Here is a 16,153-nt window from a genome sequence, read left to right as displayed (position 1 = left end):
GTCAGCCACCGCCGTTCGTCGACGCGACGGCCGCCACGGCCGCCACGACGATGTAGTCGACGGCGCAGGGCCGTTCGGCCACCTCGGCCGGGGCGGCCAGGGGGTCGTGGAGGCGCGTCCGGCACCGCACGCGGCGGTCGCCGTCCACGCCCGCCTCCACGGGGGAGGCCAGGGTGGAGTCCGTGGGGAGGGCCGGGGTGCGCGGGGTCAGCAGGACGTGCAGGGCGACGCGGCCGTCGGCGACCTGCTCGGGCGCGACCCCTTCCGGCAGCGGCAGCAGCATCCCGTCGGTGGCGGTCCCGGACGCCACGAGGGTGCTGCCGGCCTGCAGGCGGCCGCTGAGGCTGCCCTCGACGGTGAGGTTGCCGTTGGCGGCGACCGTCATCAGCGGGGCGACCGCGCCGCTGCCCCGGTAGAGGCCGAACACCAGGCTGGGCTGCTCGCCGCCGGAGAGCACCAGCGCGGGCTCGCCCTCCTCCGGTTCCGGGCGCGTCCGCAGGGCGAGGGCGCCCGACCGGGCCGCCACGGTGTCGGCGCGGACGCCGGTGAAGCGGACGCCCACGCCGCGCGCCTCGGTGCTCACCGCGGTGAAGTGGCCGTCCGTCCACCGCACGTAGCCGAGCAGGACGAGCCAGCGGGCCGGCGGGTCGGCGGGCGGTGCCCCGACGGCGGGCGGGCGCTGCTCGGCGGCGAGCCGTTCGTCGCCGAGCCGCCCGAAGAGGAGGCGGTATGTCTCCTCGACGCGGGTGGCGGTGGCGCCGGGCGCGCAGGACAGGGGCGCGGGCGCCGCCGGGGGCGTGCGGTCGGCCGCGGTGAGGAAGACGGGGTAGGGCTCGTCGGTCGGCGGGTCGGCGCCGTTGACCTCGTCGAAGTCGCTCTCGCGGAGCACGGCGGGCGCGGTGAGCACGATCTCGCGGCCGGTGCCGTCGACGGCGACGCCCGGCGCCACGGTCACCTCGACGGCGCGGGCACCGGTGAGCGGGTCGGTGCGGGGCTCGGCGGTGAGGCCCAGTCCCTCGGCGACGCCCCAGTCGTGCTGGTGGCGGGCGTGCCGGGCGGCCAGGCCGCGCGCGTGGCCGACGGCGGCGGTGAGGTCGGCGGCGGACAGCACCTGTCCCTCGTGGAAGGCGGGGCGCAGCGGGCCGGCCGCCGCGGGCGCGCCCGGCGTGCCGGCCGCGCCCGTCGTCCCCGTGGTGCCCGTCATGAGGTCTCTCCCGTCTTGCGGGTGCGGGAGGAGCGGGTGCGGCGGGCCGGGGGCCGGGTGTGCTCCTCCTGCGGCCGGTCCCCTTCCGGGTCGGGTCCGCTGTCCGGGCCGTTGTCCGGGGCGGGGCCGCCGGACGGGGCGGCGGGACCGTCGTCCCCCGTGGAGCCGCCGGGCGGGTGGCCGTGCGCGGGAGGCGGTCCCGGCGGCGCGGACCGGCCGGGATCCCGGTCCGGTTCGTGGTCCCGGTCCGGGCCGGGCACCCGGCGCCCGTCCGGGCCGGTTCCCCCGGCGGCGCCCCGGCCCGCGTCGCCGGTGCCGCTCCCGGGTCCGGTGCCCGGTCCGGCCTCCAGGTCGGCGAGGCGGGCCTCCAGGCCCTCCGGCACCTGGGCGCGGAGCCTGCCGACCTGGGTCTGCGCGCTGCCGAGCTGGGCCCGTACGCCTTCCAGGGCCGTGCGCAGCTCGGCGACCTGGGTGCGCAGCAGGGCCAGTTCGTGGAGGCCGTCGGTCACCGCGCCGGGCGTCGTGTGGACCTGCTCGTGCAGCGCCTTCGGCGGGGTCTCCCCCGGCGCGGGGTGAGCAGCAGGGACAGCGTCTCCTCCAGGTCGCCGGTGCGCGGCCAGTCGCCGAGCAGCCCGGGCACGTACGGCCGGGCCACCTCGCCGCCGGGCGGGAGCGCCGGGGGCCGGTACGGGGGCTCGGGGCGGCAGCACAGCCGCTCGGCCAGTTCGCGCAGCCGGTACAGCTTGGGCAGCCACTCGCCGTAGGCGGAGCCGCCGGGCAGCACCTGCTCTCGGGTGGCGGAGCAGACCCGTACGACGTCGCATCCGTCGAACTCCAGGCGCGCGAGGAGCACATCGGAGTCGGTGGTGTCGCCGCAGGGCGGATTGAGGGTGGCGCAGGCCGCGTCGGTCAGGAAGCGGCGCAGCGCGACGGTCAGCGCCGCCGCGGCCTCGGCGGTCTGCCGCACCTCGGCGACGGTCGCCGTCTCCGTGCTGTCCGGGGGCGGCGCCGGGAGCGGCGGCGGTGCCTCGACGGCCGCGACCTCCGCGCGCAGCCGGCAGTCCCCGGTCTCGCCCGTCGTGTCCAGGCGGCCCAGCAGCCACTCCCGGATCAGCGCCAGGTCCGCCCGGAACTCGGCGCGCAGGGCGTGGCCGAGCGGGGTCCCCTGGGCGAGCATGCGGGTCTCCAGCGGCGCGTCGGGGGCGCCGCCCTCGGGTACGGCGCGGGCCGCCGCCTCGGTGGCGACCGCGCGGGCCAGGGTTCGGCGCAGCGGGTCGGGCCACGCCGCCTCCGCGTCGGCGGCGCGGAGGCGTTCGCAGGCGGCGGCCAGGACCGTGCGGGCCTCGCGGACGGTGGCGAGGTCGGGGTGGTCGCGGACGAGCCGGTCGCGTCCGGCCGGGTCGTGGGTGTCGTACCGGGCGAGGGAGGCGGCGAGCGCGCGGACGTGCTCGGCCGTCTCGCGGGCGGTGGGCGGGGGCGGCGGCCCCTCCCCCGTCGCGTGGGCCCGCAGCCACGTCAGGGAGGCGGCGTAGCGCCGGGCGTCGGCGGCGTCGAAGCGGAACGTGCGGGCGGTGCCGGCCGCAGCGGTGAACAGGGCGTCGAGGTAGTGGGCGAGCCGCCGGTCGCGGGTGCGGGCCCGGTCGGCGCGGGCGAGGTCGCCGACGCGGGCGAGCAGCCGGGTGCCCGGGTTGTGGCGGTGGTCCTCGCCGCCGTCGCCGGGCCGGACGACGAAGCGGTACCCCTCCTGGACCCGCGACGGCACGCAGCCCGGCGTCGGGCAGGGCTCCTCCGTGGCGTAGGGCGCCACCGGCCCGGCCGGCAGCTCCCGGTAGCGCACGTACAGCGCGTAGCCGCGCCCGCCGTCGTCGGCGCAGGTGTCGGCCGGGTCGCAGCCGAGGGCGCCGATCCGCTGCTCCTGGACGAGGGCCCGGACGTCGACCTGCTCGGCGCAGGGCACCACGATGTCGTTGCCCGCGGGGTCGAGGGCGTGGCCCGGCTGTACGACGACCCCGCCGCCGCAGGGGGCGCAGGTGACGGCGAGGCCGCAGACGACGCCCGGCCCGTGCAGGGAGCGGTTGCGGAGCCTGGTCTTGGCGGTGGTGTACTCGACCAGCAGGCCCAGGTCGTCCTCGGTCAGCAGTTGGCCCGCGAAGAAGCGGGGCCGTACGAAGGCGGCGGTCCGGGTGGCCTCGCCACCGCAGCCGCAGCCGCAGTCTGTTCGCATGATCAGCGCTCCTTGACGAAGAACCAGCTCTCGAAGACGTCCCCGCCCGCGCCGGTGCCGGACGTCCAGGGACCGACGCCGGACGGCGGGAGGTCCGCTCCCCCGCCCGGCGCGCCCGCGTCCGCCGCCCCGGCCCCTGCGGGGTCGCGGGGGTCTCGGGGGTCGGCGACGAGGGGGACGCGGCCGCCGACGTGGGTGCCGTCGACCGGGCGGCGGCAGCGGTCGAGGAGGAACGCGGCCCGGACGGTGATGAGCACGCGGTCGCCGTCCTGCAGGGTCTCGCGGGTGGTCTGCCGGTAGCGGAACCAGCGGGTGAACTCGCCGCAGCCGTCGCCCGGTTCGGTGAAGGCGCCGCCCATGAACCAGGTGGAGGCGTTGCGGCCGCTGCCGCCCTCCACCACCTGGAGGTCGACCACGCCGGGGCGCAGCGAGTCGGTGCGCACGTCGCCGGAGAACCGCACGACCAGGCCGGCGTCCTGGTCCTGCGTGCCGAGCAGCGCCCTGGCCTCGTCGACGGTGTACGTGTGGCCGTGGATCCAGTTGACACCGGTGATCACCGTGGGGACGTGGCGGCCGAAGGGGCGGCGGACGTCCATGTGGATCCGGTCGGCGCGCGGCGGCTCGTGTCCGTGCGGCACCTCGACGCGCGCGAGCCACAGCACGCCGGGCCCGCCGGGTGCGCTGCAGGTGTCGCACCGCTCGTCGGCGGGGGGCTCGCTGCCGGTGACGACGATCCGGTGGCACTCCTCCGTCCAGCCGTACGCGCAGTCGTCGGTGTCGCCGCAGGCATCGCCGTAGACGGCGCGGGTGGGCTCGACGGGCCGCTCGGCGTAGCGGACGCCGACCCAGACCGTGTCGGCGTCCCGCTCTTCGGGCGGCAGCGCCCGCCGCAGGTCGACCACGTGGGCGTCGCGGACGGTGATCTCGTTGCCGTCCGGGTCCACGGCGAGGCCGGGGGTGACGCGCACCCGGGGTCCGCGCCGGCCGGCCGCCGCCTCGTCCGGGGCGGCCCGGTCGTCGTCCGGCCCGCGGGCGTCGCCGCCCGGCGGGCAGCCGTGCTCGCGCACCGGTTCCACGAGCAGTCCGCACACCACCCCGTAGCCGAGGAGGCGCCGCAGGCGCAGTCTGGCCTTCCCGCGGTGGTAGTCCTGTTCGCGCTGGAAGTCGCGGGCCCCCAGCATCTGGCCGTGGAAGTAGCGCAGCCTGCGCGGCGGCGGCTCGTCCGCCCCCGCCGGCACCGGTGTCCCTGTCTCGGTCATCGCCCCGTCCTCTCATGGCACTCGTGTGTGTACGCCGACGGCGCAGGCGAAGGGGACGCCCACCCCCCGGCGCGCTCCCGCGGGTCCCGGTCTGAGCACCGCGTCGTGTCCGAGCCGCGGCGTGTCCGCCCCGCCGAGCACGGGAGGCGGCAGCGGTACGAACGCGGTGTCCACGCCGACGACGGAGCGGGAGCCGACGACGAACCCGGCTCCGCCGGTGCGCACCGACCCCGCCGTGTGCGCGGGTGCCTGGCGCTCGACCAGCCGCCGCAGCGCCGCCGGGTCCGCCGCCCCCGCGGGCAGGAGCACCCGGAACCGGTGCGCGTGCGCGGTCAGCGGGTCGGCGTCCGGGTCGCCGAACGCCCGCAGCGGCGCCGCGCCGAGGGCGGAGCCCCCGACCCGGAACCGGCTCGCCGACCGGCCGAACAGCCGCACGGTGCCCAGCCCGGCGGCACCCGGTCCGGCCTCGGCCACCACCGTCCCGGCCGGGAGCACCGCCCCCGCGGGCCCCGCCCCCGCCCCCGCCCGCAGCCACGCCCAGCGGCGCTCCCGCGTCCGTTCCTCCACGACCGGCACCGCCCCGAAGACGATGCGCACCGCCTCCCGCAGCGCCCAGGGCGTGCCCCGGCGGCGGTACAGCCCGGGCGCGGCGGCCAGCAGCGCGCGCCGCGTCCGGGCGTCCCAGCCCGACTCGAAGGACAGGCCCATCAGCCCGGCGAGCCACGGCAGTACGCGGTCGGGGACGCCGTCCGCGTCGAGGAGGGCCGGGTACCTCTCGACCACCCGGTCCAGCTCGGCGAGCGCGGCGTCGAAGAGGGACAGGAACCGCTCGGTGAAGTCGTCGGCGGCCGGGTCCTGCCGGAACGCGGGCGGCAGCAGGTCGGCGCTCGTGGAGCGGGGGAAGTCGAGCCGGACGCGGCGCACCACGGGGGTCGCGGCGCCGTCTCCGGTGAGGCGCAGCCGCAGCCGCAGGTAGCGGCCGGGCGGCTGGTCGACGAGGAAGTCGGCGGCGCCGGGGGCCGCCGCCCGCCAGTCGCCGTCCTCGTAGCGGCCGTCCTCGGTCACCACCAGGGAGACCGACACGGAGGTGCCGGGGGGCACGTCGGCGTCCACGCGGACCCGGTGCCAGCGGCAGCGGGAGATCCCGCTGTCGACGAGGGCCGTGACGTAGGAGCCGTCCGTCAGGTGGGTGCCGGCCGGCCGGGGCGGGGTGGCGCGGGGCAGGCCCCGCCAGGTGTGGCAGCGGGTCGCGGGCCCGTCCGGGGTGTCCTCAAGCCGGCAGAACCCGTCCTCGTCGGCGGCGGTGAGCGCGGACGGCCGCAGGGCCCCGGCCAGTTCCTCCGGGCCGGCTTCACGGAAGGGCACGCCGTACCCGCCCCGGTGGACCCGCAGGCGGGCGCCGTCGCCCGTGAGGAGCCACACCGTGCGCCCGGGGCCGGTGCGCAGCCCGAGGATCTCACCGCGCACCCCCGTGCGCAGCAGCCCGCGGAAGCCGCCGGCCGGGTCGTACCGGCGCAGGTCGGTGCCGCCGCGGCAGGCGACCAGCACCTCGCCGCCGCTTCCGAGCGCGGCCAGCCGGGCGCCCCGTGCCCGGACCACTCCGGTGAGCCGCGCGCCTCCGCCGTCCCACACGAGCACCCGGTCGGAGTCGACGACGGCCAGCAGGTGTCCGCGCGCCGCGACCGAGACGGGCGCGCGCAGTCGGTCGGGGTCGCACGGGGGCGGCCACACGGGGGCGAAGGCGCCGCCGCACGGGCCGGAGCGCAGCAGCAGCCGCTCCTCGGGGACCAGGAGGTACCAGGGGCGGGTCCCGCAGCCGGGCGCGAGGCGCGGGTCGGGGAACCAGGGCAGCAGCCGCGACCGGGCGGGGCCCTCGGGATCGCCCGCGTGGGCGAGCCGGATGCCCTCCGGGTCGTCGAAGCCGGTGACGCCGCCCGTGCCGGGCTCGGTCCCGGCGGGCGTCTCGTCCCAGCCGACGTACGCGTCGAGGAGGCGGAAGGTGGCGGGCTGGGGGCCGCAGGTCATGGGCGGTCTCCGTCCGGGACGAGCAGCGGGGGTTCGGGCCACACCAGGTCGTCCGGCCCGATCGCGTGGTCCGTGCAGGGCGGCAGGCGTACGCCGTCGACGGTGAGGGTGAGCCGGGACACGGCGAGCACGCCGCCGGCCGCGAGGAGGCGCCGGACCAGGGAGGTGTGGCGCAGGGCGCCGCCGAAGGGCCAGCCCTCGCCGCCGTCGCCGCCGCGCAGCGGGTCGAGGTGGGTGCGGACCGCGTCGCGCGCCCCGGCGAGGACGGCGGCGCGGTCCAGGCCGGGGTCGAGGGTGAGGCGGGCCTCGACGGCGACCCGGCGGTAGGTGGCGGGGGCGGCGACGACGGTCACCCCGGCGGGTGCGGCCTCGCGGGCGAGGTGGTCGGCGACGGCCCGCAGGGTCGCGGCGGTGGGGAGGGGCGGCTCCCCGGTGTCGTCGCCCGGCGGGACGACGAGGACGCCGACGACGCCGGGGATGCGCGCTCCGGGGTGGTCGGGGTGCAGTCCGGGCACGCCCCGTGCGCGGGCCACGGAGGCGCCGGGAGCGCGCAGGGCGAGGACCCCGTAGTCGGCGGGGGCGACGGCCCGGCCGCGGGCGCGCAGCTCGCCGATGCCCCGGCGGGCCGCGTCGGCGTCGGGTTCGGCTCCGGTGCCGCCGGGCGCGGGGAAGGGGTTGGTGACGGCGGAGACGTACGGCAGGGCGGTGACGGGCGCGTTGACGGCGCCCGCGCGCAGGGCGGTGCCCGCGCCGCCGCCTCCCACGCGGTAGCGGACGGCCCGGACGTTGCGGAAGCCGGGCGGTACGGCGGCGCCGTGGACGCCGTCGCCGAAGGCCACCTCCCCGGTCTCGTGGTCGACGGTGAAGACCCGGTCGTCGGCGCCGTGCCCGGCGAGGCTCTCCACCTCCCGCCAGCGGGTGGCGGCCCCTGCCGTCGTGCCGAACACGTCGGCGCCCGGATCGTCGTCGACCTCGATCTCGACCGACCCGGCGACGACGGGCGCCTGACTGAGCCTCATGCGCCGGCCGCCGCCCGCCCCGGTGTCCTGGAGGGGCTGGAGGGGTTCGTCGCGGACCGTGCGGGCGGCGGTGGCCGGCACCGTGTTCAGACGCAGTCCGGTGAGCACCGGGGCGGGTGTGCCGAAGGCGCCGTGCGCGATGCGCACGCGCAGCCAGCGCAGGGCCTGCCGGGTCCGGACGCCGGGCGGCGTGCCGGGTGCCCAGGTGCGGGGGACGGCCAGCTCGACCGTTCCGCTCGACCGGAGCCCCGCGGTGGTGTCGCGGGTCGGCTCGGCGGGGACGAGCCGGGCGCCGTCCAGTACGTCCCAGCGCAGCAGCGGCGCCGCCGGGGAGGGCCGGGGCGGCCCGCCGGACTCGGCCGGGGCGGGCGGGCCGGCGTCGAGGACGAGGCCCAGGGTGAGGCGCGGATGGGGGGCGGCCGTCCCGGCGAGCCCGATCCACAGGGCGTCGCCGGGCCGCGGGTCCCCGCCGAAGGGCGGGAAGGGGCGGCTCGGCCCGGCCGGTCCGGGCGCCAGGACGTGCAGGGTGCCGCCCTCCTCCACGGCGAGGGCGGCGAGCGTCGCGGGGGTGGCGTACAGATCGTGGTCCGTCTCGTACACGGTCTGCCCCGACGGGCCGGACGCGGCGCTCTGGAACCCGGCGGGCACGAGGACGGAGCGGCCGTCGGGCGGGGTCACGGTGAACTCCAGCAGGGCGGCCGCGGCCCCGGCCGGGCGGCGCCGCACCCCGGCCGTCGCCAGGTGCTCGGCGAGGATCTTCTCCGGCAGCCGGTTGGCGCGGGCGAGGACGGGTTCGGCCTGGAGGCCGAAGAGGCGGACGAGGGCCACGCCGGCGTCCCGCCGGTCGGGGTCGGTCCACTCCGGGGTGTAGCCCGCGATACGGGCCCGCAGCGCGGCCCGCACCGCCTCCCGTGTCGCGTCGGTCAGCTCGGGCGCGCCGCCCGCCGCGGGGCCGGGCACGGCCGGGTCGCCGTCCCCGCCGCGCGGTTCGGGTGCGGCCCGCTCCCACCACACGGTGCCGGTCACGCCAGCCCCTCCCCCGGTTCGGCGGCGGGCACGGTCCGGACGCGGACCGCCCGCAGGACGGGAAGCTCGCCGGGGCCGAGGGTTACGTCCCGGCAGGACTCGTCCGGCTCCGCGCCGTCGAGCCCCACGGCCACGGCGGACACGTCCGCGAGGCCGCCCAGCGCGTCGCGGGCGGCCCGCAGCAGGCCGGACGGGCGCAGCGGCCCGCCGAACGGCCAGCCCTCGCCGTCGTCGCCGCCCACCAGCGGGTCGAGCCGCAGGCGCAGCGCTCCGGTGAGCAGGGCCCTGACGCGGGCGGGGTCGGCGGGGGCGCCGGACAGGTCGGCGCGCAGGGTCACGTCGCGGTAGCGGGGGGCGCGGACGAAGACCTCGGCGGTGAGGAGGCGGGCCCGCTCCAGGCGGGCGGCGACCGCGCACAGGGTGCCGGGGTCGGGGTGCGGCGCGGCGACGAAGTCCTCGCGGTCGATGGCGTCGCGCGGGGCGGCCGGTACGACGTGCACGGTGACCGCGCCGGGGACGCGGGCGCAGGGGAAGCCGGGGTGCTCGCCCACCGACGCGTGGGCGCGGGCGACCGTGACGCCCGGGGTGGTGAGGGCGAGGGTGACGTGGTCCTCGGCGGTGACCGCGCGGGTGACCTCGCCGAGGGAGGAGGCGGCGCGGCGGCGCGCCTCCGCGACGGTCTCGGGGTCGGCGCCGCCCTCGGCGCGCACCGGGTTGGCGGCGGTGACCGCGATGGCGGGGGCCGCGGCGTGCCCGGCGGTCGCGCAGGCCCCGGCGGCCGGGCGGGCGGGTCCGGCGGGGGTGGCGGCCGGGTCGGTGGCGGGGCGGGGGGCCGGCCCGGCGGTCCCACCGGTCGCCGTACCGGCCGGGGGGCGGGCGCCGGACGGGTGCGCGGTCGCGTCGGACGGGTGCGCGGTCGCGTCGGCCTGGGGGTGCTCGGCCGGGGGCCGGAGGGCGGTGGCGGGGTCCGGCAGCGGGGTCCAGTTGCCGGTGGTGCCGCCGTTGCCGGCGTGGCCGCCGCCGACGGCGTAGAGGACCTGGACGTCCTCGCCGGGGTGGGGGACGCGGCCGGTCAGCCCGTCGCCGAACACCACGGCGCCCCGGTCCCGGTCGAGGACGAAGACCCGGTCGGCGGGGCCGCTGAAGGCGAGGTCGGGGACGGCCCGCCAGTCGTGTCCGGCGAGGCGGACGGATGCCTCGACGAGGTGTCCGGCGGCGTCCGGCAGGACCAGTTCCTGGCCGGGCAGCCGGAGCCAGGCGCCGGTCTGCTCGCGCAGGGCGGCGGCGTCCGCGGTGTGCCATCGCAGGTGGCGGGCGGCGCAGACGTTGACGGCGAGGTGGCGCAGGCGCGGCGGGGCGGTGTGGGTCGCGGCGGGCGTGGTGAGGAGGACGCCGCGGTCGCGGGTGGTCCACCCCGCGGGCGGGTGGAGCCGTACGATCCCGGACCGCCGCAGCCCGGCCGTACCGTCCTCGACCCGGTCGAAGGCGCCGCGCAGGTCGGTGCCGGGCCGGAACCAGCTCCAGGTCAGCTCGGCGGGCGGCGGTACGCCGTCGACGGCGCCGGGCAGCCAGGCGGCGGCCGGCGCGGGGCCGTCCAGTTCGAACAGGAGGGTCAGCGGGCCGGGCGCGGGGTGGTCGCCGGTGAGGGGCAGGGTGAGGCGGGCGGACGCCGGGGCGCCGTCGGCGGCGAGGAGCGGGACGCCCCGGCGGGACGCCAGGTCGGCGGTGCGGTCGCGGTCGGTCCACACGGTGGAGCCGGCGTCCTCGGCGAGCGGGAAGACGGCGACGTCGTCGTCGAGGGTGAAGGCGATCCGCCCGTCGGGGTCGCGGGTGAGGGCCGTCCCGGCGGGGACGACGGGAACGGCGGGCGCGCCGGGAAAGGCGGGCGTGCCGGGAACGGCGGCGCCGTCCTGCCGGGCGGTGAGGCACAGCACGGTGGCGGCGGGCCGGGCGGGGCGCGGCGGTTCGACGCCGAGCAGCCGCAGGACGGCGACGACCAGCGCGTCCGGCACCTGGTCGAGCCAGTAGAGCCGCTGTTCGAGGAGGTGGGCGAGGAGTTCGAGGAGGGTGATGCCCGGGTCGACGGGGGCGTGCAGGGTCCAGACGCCGCCGGACTCGGCGGGGATGCGGCGGCGGACGGCCGCGGTCATCTCGGCCCAGGTGAGGTCGTCCAGCTTGGGCGCGGGCAGGGTCACGGCGTCCTCCCCGGTGCGGCGCCGGGACCGGTGAGCGAGGCGTAGAACGGGAAGACCAGGTTGGCCCTGGTGTTGCTGCGGCGGACGCGGTAGACGACGGAGACGGTGATGCGGGTGGCGTCGGCCGGGTCGGCCTCCGCGCGGACCTCGTCCAGTTCGACCCGCGGTTCGTGGTCCCGTACGGCGGCGGCGATCGAGTCCTCCAGGTCGCGGAGGTTCTGCGTGCTGCCGGGGGCGAAGACCAGTTCGTGGGCGCGGGTGCCGAGGTCGGGGCGCATGACGCGCTCGCCGGTGCCGGTGAGCAGCAGGGCCCGCAGGCAGTGCTCGACGCTCTCCTCGCCGGCGGCGTAGCCGAGGCGCCCGGACGTGTCGGGCAGGATGGGGAACCGCCAGCCGGTCCCCAGGAACTCCTCGCTCACGCGGTCCTCGCCTTCCTGGCCAGGACGGCCGGGGTGAGGGGCGGGGCGGGCGGGCCGCTGGGTCCCGCGGGAGTGGGGTGGGTGTGCGCGTTGAACGCCTGGAGCAGGGCGTTGCCGAGGACGAGCGGTTCGGTGGCTCCCCCGCCGAGGTCGATGGCGGCCGAGTCGACCGTGACGCGGGGCGCCTTGAGGGTGATGTCGCCGTGCGCGGTGACGGTGACGCTGCCGCCCTCGGCGGCGGTGACGCGGACCTGTGCGCCGGTGTCGTCCAGTTCGACGGTGTGCCCGGCGGCGGAGGTGATCCGCACGGCGGGGCTCGACGGGGTGTCGTCGAGGAGCACCTCGTGTCCGTGCCGGGTGCGGACGGTCTTCCGGTCGCGGCCCTCCGTGCGGGCGGCGGGGGGTTTGTCCCGGCCGTTGTAGAGGCCGCCGAGGACGACGGGGAAGCGCATGTCGCCGTGGACGAACGCGACGAGGACCTCGTCGCCCTTCTCGGGGACGAAGAGGGCGCCGTAGCCGTTGCCCGCGTAGGGCTGGGCGACGCGGACCCAGTCGGTGACGGTGACGTCGTCGAACCACGGGAAGCGGAGTCTGACGCGGCCCTCGTCGTCGCCGTCGTTCTCCGCGACGAGCGCCTCGACGACGCCGTAGTACCGCTTGTCGGCGGTGCGGGCGCGCGGTGTGGTCCTGGCGGTCACTGGTCCCCCTGGTGGATGCGCCGTGCGGTGAACTGGGTGAAGAAGCCGCCGGTGTTGAGGGTGTGCTCGACGCGCTTGACGAAGTACATGCCGGAGAAGCGGCGCCCCACGCCGTGGACCTCCAGGTTGTCGCCGGGGCGCAGCTCGGGCAGGCCGGCCACCTTGCCGGTGGCGGTGATGAACTCGTAGGCGCGTTCCCGCAGGAGGCTGACGGCGAGCTCGCGGGCCTCCTCGTCGCTGCCGACCGGGGCGTCGACGACGACGTCCTGGCGGCCCTGGAGCGTGGCCTCGGCGACCTGGGGGCCGCTCGGCCCGCCGGCCGCGTTCTGGCCGGCCGGGAGGTTCTCGGCGGTGGCGGTGTACGCGATGGGCGCCTTGGCGCGGGGGTCCCAGCCGCGCACGGTGACCTTGCCGACCTGCTGGGACACCGTCAGCTCGGGGGTGAACTCCATCAGGTTGGGGATCAGTCCCTCGGGCCGGCCGGTGGGGCCGGTCGCCAGTCCGGGCGCGTAGGCGAGCCGGTAGACGCGGACGGGGCGGCCGTCGCGGCCGTCGGTGGGCCGCACGAAGTACAGGGTGTCCTCGCCGGTCGCGGGGTCGGGCAGGATGTGGCAGTCGAAGTCGAGGCGCTTGGCCCGCTCCAGCAGGAACGTGGCGTCGTCCTGGTTCTTCTGCACGACCCTTTCGTGGACGGGTCCCTCGCGGGTGACCTCGACGCGCAGGTGGTTGCGGGCGGCGATCTGCTCGGCGATCCGCCAGTCGGGCAGGTCGCGGTAGATCTTGACCTCGTTCCCGGCGGGTTTGCGGTCCTTGAGCCGCAGCATCCCGTCGACGCCGCTGACCTGGACGGTGGGGGACGCGCTCTCGGTGAAGCGGGGGCTGAGGGTGGAGATGGTGCCGGTGGCGACGGTGAGCAGCCGGTCGGCGTAGCCGAGCCGGACCGCGACGCGTCCGCCGAGGCGCAGGCTCGGCGAGTCGCTGTGCTTGAACCGCAGGTGCGCGTCGTCCCAGTTGTTCAGGGTCAGGTCGAAGCCGGACATCTCGTCGATGTCGCGGTTGACCTTGATGTCGATGACGTCGTTCTTGGTGGAGGGGTCCATCTCCAGTCCCTCGACGCGCACCTCGAACTCGGGCGCGTACCGGTCGGGGGAGGCGTTCTCGGGGGCCGGGTTCCTCATGGCGCGCTCCTCACGGCAGCCGGGGCACGGTGAGGACCCGGCCCGGCCGCAGCTCCCGCGGGTCGGTGATGCCGTTGGCCCGCGCCAGCTCCCGCCAGGCGTCGGGCCGCCGGTAGAGGGTGTGGGAGATGGAGCTGAGGGTGTCGCCGCGGCGCACCACGTAGCTCTTCTCCACGGTGGGCGAGGAGCGGGGGGTGGCGGCGACCTGCGCGGCGGCGGACCGGAACTCCTTGAGGGTGAGGTCGAGCAGGGCCCGCAGCGGCACGCCGTCGGGCCGGAACAGCTGGTAGTTGACGTCGAGCTTCTCCACGACCCCGGTGAAGACCTCCTCGTCCCAGACGAACCGGACGACGGGCGGGGCGTGTTCGCGGCTGTCGGGGCGCAGCAGGTTCCGCAGGGCGCCGACGTAGGCGGTCCGTACGTTCTCCAGGGTGTCGGAGGTGTCGACGAGCGCCTGGACGGTGAGCGTCTCGGTGCCGCCGCGCACGTACTGCAGGGGCGGGGTCTCCAGTCCGGGGATGGTGATCTCGGCGAAGGTGTTGGCCTTGCTGAGCTTGTAGTCGGTGGGGTTGAACCGCAGGGGGATGCGCCGCCGCCGCTCGTCGGCGATGACCGGCCGGACGATCTCCAGGCGGGCGCGGGCGGCGCCCTGGCGGGCGAGGGAGACGGGGGTCACGTGCACGGGTCAGCCCTCCCCGTCGCCGAGGCGGCGTTCGGTCTCGGTGCGGCGGGCGCGGGCGGAGGCGTCCTCGTAGAGCTTCGCCCAGGCCCGGATGTGCTGGTTGAACAGGCGGGTGAAGACGGCACCGTCGTCGCCGTCCACCTGGAAGCGCACCTCGAGGTGGTGGATGGTCACCTTCGGCACGTCGGTCACCTCCCTCGGTTCGGTCGCGGCGACATGCTCGCCGCGGTGTCGTCGAGGGCCCGGGTGAGTCCCTCGTGGGCGATCTCCAGCGACTCGACGGCGATCGCGTTCTGCTCGGCGTGCAGGTCGGGGCCGCTCCACTTGGCGGCGATCCCGCCGTGGAACGCCCAGGCGGCGCCGGGTGTCCCGTCGGGGCCGAGGAGGATGACCGCGCCGTCGCGGCGGGCGCCGAGCGAGTCGGCGAGCCCGGCCTGGTACCAGGCCCACAGGCCCGCGTCGCGCACGACGCCGCGTTTGAGGGTGATCCGGTTCCAGGAGTGGCGTACGGGCAGCTGGTGCACGGAGTCGTTGCGGCCGCCCTCCGGGTAGGCGGTCACCTCCAGTTGGGCGCCGAGCCCGGCGACCTCCTGGAAGGCGCCGGCGGCGACCAGCGGCAGCAGCAGGGCCTGGGCGGGCGGGAGGTAGGCGTCGCCGGGGTCGAGCGTGACGAGGAAGCGGTACTTGGGCAGCGGGTCCTCGTTCATGCCTCGATCACCTCCAGCCCCCGGTCCTGACCGAGGACGAGTCGCAGCCGGATGAACTCCATGGGGGCGGCGGGGGCGACGTCGATCTCGCAGACGAGCCGCCCCTGTTCCCGCTCGGGCGGGTTGACGGTGTCGTCGCACACGACGCGGAACGCCTGCTCGGGGCGCTCCCCGGCGAGGGCCCCGGCGCGGAACGCGGCGAGCAGCACCGAGGTGACGGCCCGCACCAGGGCGAGCCGCAGTTCGGGCGAGTCGACGTCGAAGACGAGCGGCTGGGCGGCCCGGCGGACGGCGCGCACCAGGAGGTGCACCAGGCGGCGGTGGGCGATGTGGCGGTGGCGCGGGTCCGGGGAGAGGGTGTGTCCGCCCCACACGGTGAGGCCCCGGCCGCGGGTGCAGCGGATCAGGCCGATGCCCGCCTCGTAGAGCCGCTCCTGCTGCGGCCGGGGCAGGTCGGCCGCGAGGTCGACCGCGTCGAGGAGGACGGCGTTGGCGGGGGTGTGGTGGGCTCCGCGCTCGGCGTCGAGGCGGGCGACGAGGCCGGCGACGTGCCCGGAGGCGGGGACGGTGCGCGGCCCTCCTGGGCCGGGGACGCGCAGCGCCGGGTGGTGGACGGCCGCGCAGGCGAGGAGCTCGCCGTCGCCGGCGGCGGTGACCTCCCGGGCCCAGGCGACCGCCTCGTCGGCGGAGCGGAGGGCGGGCGGTACGTCGAGGAGGGCGAGCCGGTCGTGGAGCGGGGCGATGGTGCGCAGCAGCCGGAGGACCAGGCCGGTGTGGTCGGCGCCGTGCAGGTCGGTGCCGAGGTCGGGGAGGGCGACGAGCGCCGGTTCGGGCAGGTCGGCCTGGACGGTGACGGCGTCCTCGTACGCGGCGCGGGTGGGCGGGCCGTCGGCTCCGCCCGTGAGGGTGAGGTCCCAGGTGCGCGAGATCGGGCCGGGCGGGCCGGGCGGGGGCGGCGGCGGGGGGCCGTCGGGGACGAGTCTGACGTACCGGGAGGCGGCGAGCCGGTCGGGGAGGCCGGGCAGCGGCAGGCCCGGGAAGATCTCGGGCGGTTCGCCGGGCACGGTGATCCGCACGCCGATCGTGGGCGGTCCGGCGACGGTGCTCGCCTGGTAGCGCAGGGCGACGCGGGCGCCCTCGGCCCAGGCGCCGGGGCTGGTGGCGGTCACCTCCCAGCGGGTGGCGGACAGCCCGCCGAGCGGTCCGGGCTCCCACCGGGCGCGGGCGGTGGCGGCCGGTCCGCTGACGCGCACCACCCAGGCGGTGCGGCCGCCGTTCTCGAAGAAGCCGCGCAGGGCGTGGGGGGTGGCGCACGCGCCGGGCGGGGCGGGCGGCCCGTCGGGGAGCGGCCCGAAGGCGGCGACGGCGTCGTCCCGGCTCTCCACCCGCACCGGCGCGCCGACCGGGCCGCGGCGGAGCCGGCCGAGGAACACCGCCACGTCGGTGCGCAGCGGCTGGACCCCGGCGTCGCGCGCGGCGAACGCCAGGGACACACCGGGGAGGGCTTCGGCGGTCAT

The 16,153-nt window shown here is 78.0% G+C and carries 14 protein-coding genes; all 14 read right to left on the bottom strand.

Annotation, left to right across the window (positions count from 1 at the left end; all coding sequences use genetic code 11):
• Nucleotide 1: 1 nt before the first annotated feature.
• Genes CP974_RS28505 through CP974_RS28445 form a run of 14 tightly spaced genes read right to left on the bottom strand, consistent with a single transcriptional unit; the run spans nt 2 to nt 16,153 of the window.
• Complete coding sequence (locus CP974_RS28505; RefSeq protein WP_051839730.1) at nt 2–1,204, bottom strand: hypothetical protein; 1,203 nt, start codon at nt 1,202–1,204, stop codon at nt 2–4.
• Nucleotides 1,201–1,713: a hypothetical protein gene (locus tag CP974_RS29870; RefSeq protein WP_174887780.1), complete on the bottom strand. Its 513-nt coding sequence runs from the start codon at nt 1,711–1,713 to the stop codon at nt 1,201–1,203. The genes CP974_RS28505 and CP974_RS29870 overlap by 4 nt, the downstream gene beginning before the upstream one ends.
• On the bottom strand, nt 1,710–3,428 hold the full coding sequence (locus tag CP974_RS28500) for a hypothetical protein (protein WP_174887779.1): 1,719 nt from the start codon (nt 3,426–3,428) through the stop codon (nt 1,710–1,712). Before CP974_RS28500 ends, CP974_RS29870 begins: the two co-directional genes overlap by 4 nt.
• 2 nt (nt 3,429–3,430) lie before the next feature.
• Nucleotides 3,431–4,687: a hypothetical protein gene (locus CP974_RS28495; RefSeq protein ID WP_031134092.1), complete on the bottom strand. Its 1,257-nt coding sequence runs from the start codon at nt 4,685–4,687 to the stop codon at nt 3,431–3,433.
• Between the two features lie 12 nt (nt 4,688–4,699).
• On the bottom strand, nt 4,700–6,712 hold the full coding sequence (locus tag CP974_RS28490; RefSeq protein WP_031134090.1) for a phage tail protein: 2,013 nt from the start codon (nt 6,710–6,712) through the stop codon (nt 4,700–4,702).
• The gene (locus tag CP974_RS28485; protein ID WP_031134088.1) at nt 6,709–8,757 is read right to left on the bottom strand and encodes a putative baseplate assembly protein; all 2,049 of its coding nucleotides are present in this window, start codon (nt 8,755–8,757) and stop codon (nt 6,709–6,711) included. The genes CP974_RS28490 and CP974_RS28485 overlap by 4 nt, the downstream gene beginning before the upstream one ends.
• The gene (locus CP974_RS28480; protein WP_150485873.1) at nt 8,754–10,952 is read right to left on the bottom strand and encodes a baseplate J/gp47 family protein; all 2,199 of its coding nucleotides are present in this window, start codon (nt 10,950–10,952) and stop codon (nt 8,754–8,756) included. Before CP974_RS28480 ends, CP974_RS28485 begins: the two co-directional genes overlap by 4 nt.
• A complete protein-coding gene (locus CP974_RS28475) occupies nt 10,949–11,371 on the bottom strand; it encodes a GPW/gp25 family protein (protein ID WP_031130345.1) in 423 nt (140 codons plus the stop codon). The genes CP974_RS28480 and CP974_RS28475 overlap by 4 nt, the downstream gene beginning before the upstream one ends.
• A complete protein-coding gene (locus CP974_RS28470; RefSeq protein ID WP_031130344.1) occupies nt 11,368–12,069 on the bottom strand; it encodes a phage baseplate assembly protein V in 702 nt (233 codons plus the stop codon). Before CP974_RS28470 ends, CP974_RS28475 begins: the two co-directional genes overlap by 4 nt.
• Entirely contained in the window at nt 12,066–13,247 is a 1,182-nt protein-coding gene (locus CP974_RS28465) for a phage late control D family protein (RefSeq protein ID WP_031130343.1), read from the bottom strand. Before CP974_RS28465 ends, CP974_RS28470 begins: the two co-directional genes overlap by 4 nt.
• A gap of 10 nt (nt 13,248–13,257) precedes the next feature.
• Complete coding sequence (locus CP974_RS28460) at nt 13,258–13,929, bottom strand: CIS tube protein (RefSeq protein WP_031130342.1); 672 nt, start codon at nt 13,927–13,929, stop codon at nt 13,258–13,260.
• Nucleotides 13,930–13,932: 3 nt separating this feature from the next.
• Complete coding sequence (locus tag CP974_RS28455) at nt 13,933–14,112, bottom strand: putative phage tail protein (protein WP_223844518.1); 180 nt, start codon at nt 14,110–14,112, stop codon at nt 13,933–13,935.
• Nucleotides 14,113–14,117: 5 nt separating this feature from the next.
• Nucleotides 14,118–14,636, bottom strand: a complete 519-nt coding sequence (locus CP974_RS28450) for a phage tail protein (protein WP_031130340.1) — start codon at nt 14,634–14,636, stop codon at nt 14,118–14,120.
• On the bottom strand, nt 14,633–16,153 hold the full coding sequence (locus tag CP974_RS28445; protein WP_031130339.1) for a phage tail sheath family protein: 1,521 nt from the start codon (nt 16,151–16,153) through the stop codon (nt 14,633–14,635). The genes CP974_RS28450 and CP974_RS28445 overlap by 4 nt, the downstream gene beginning before the upstream one ends.

The sequence above is a fragment of the Streptomyces fradiae ATCC 10745 = DSM 40063 genome (assembly GCF_008704425.1).
Taxonomy (GTDB): Bacteria; Actinomycetota; Actinomycetes; order Streptomycetales; family Streptomycetaceae; genus Streptomyces; species Streptomyces fradiae.
The sequence above is the reverse complement of the archived record's forward strand: the minus strand, read 5'-3'. Positions and strand labels throughout refer to the sequence as shown.

Coding starts and splice junctions, on each gene's coding strand:
- CP974_RS28505 (WP_051839730.1), bottom strand. CDS start 1,204: ATGACGGGCACCACGGGGACGACGGGCGCGGCCGGCACGCCGGGCGCG.
- CP974_RS28500 (WP_174887779.1), bottom strand. CDS start 3,428: ATGCGAACAGACTGCGGCTGCGGCTGCGGTGGCGAGGCCACCCGGACC.
- CP974_RS28495 (WP_031134092.1), bottom strand. CDS start 4,687: ATGACCGAGACAGGGACACCGGTGCCGGCGGGGGCGGACGAGCCGCCG.
- CP974_RS28490 (WP_031134090.1), bottom strand. CDS start 6,712: ATGACCTGCGGCCCCCAGCCCGCCACCTTCCGCCTCCTCGACGCGTAC.
- CP974_RS28465 (WP_031130343.1), bottom strand. CDS start 13,247: ATGAGGAACCCGGCCCCCGAGAACGCCTCCCCCGACCGGTACGCGCCC.
- CP974_RS28450 (WP_031130340.1), bottom strand. CDS start 14,636: ATGAACGAGGACCCGCTGCCCAAGTACCGCTTCCTCGTCACGCTCGAC.
- CP974_RS28445 (WP_031130339.1), bottom strand. CDS start 16,153: ATGACCGCCGAAGCCCTCCCCGGTGTGTCCCTGGCGTTCGCCGCGCGC.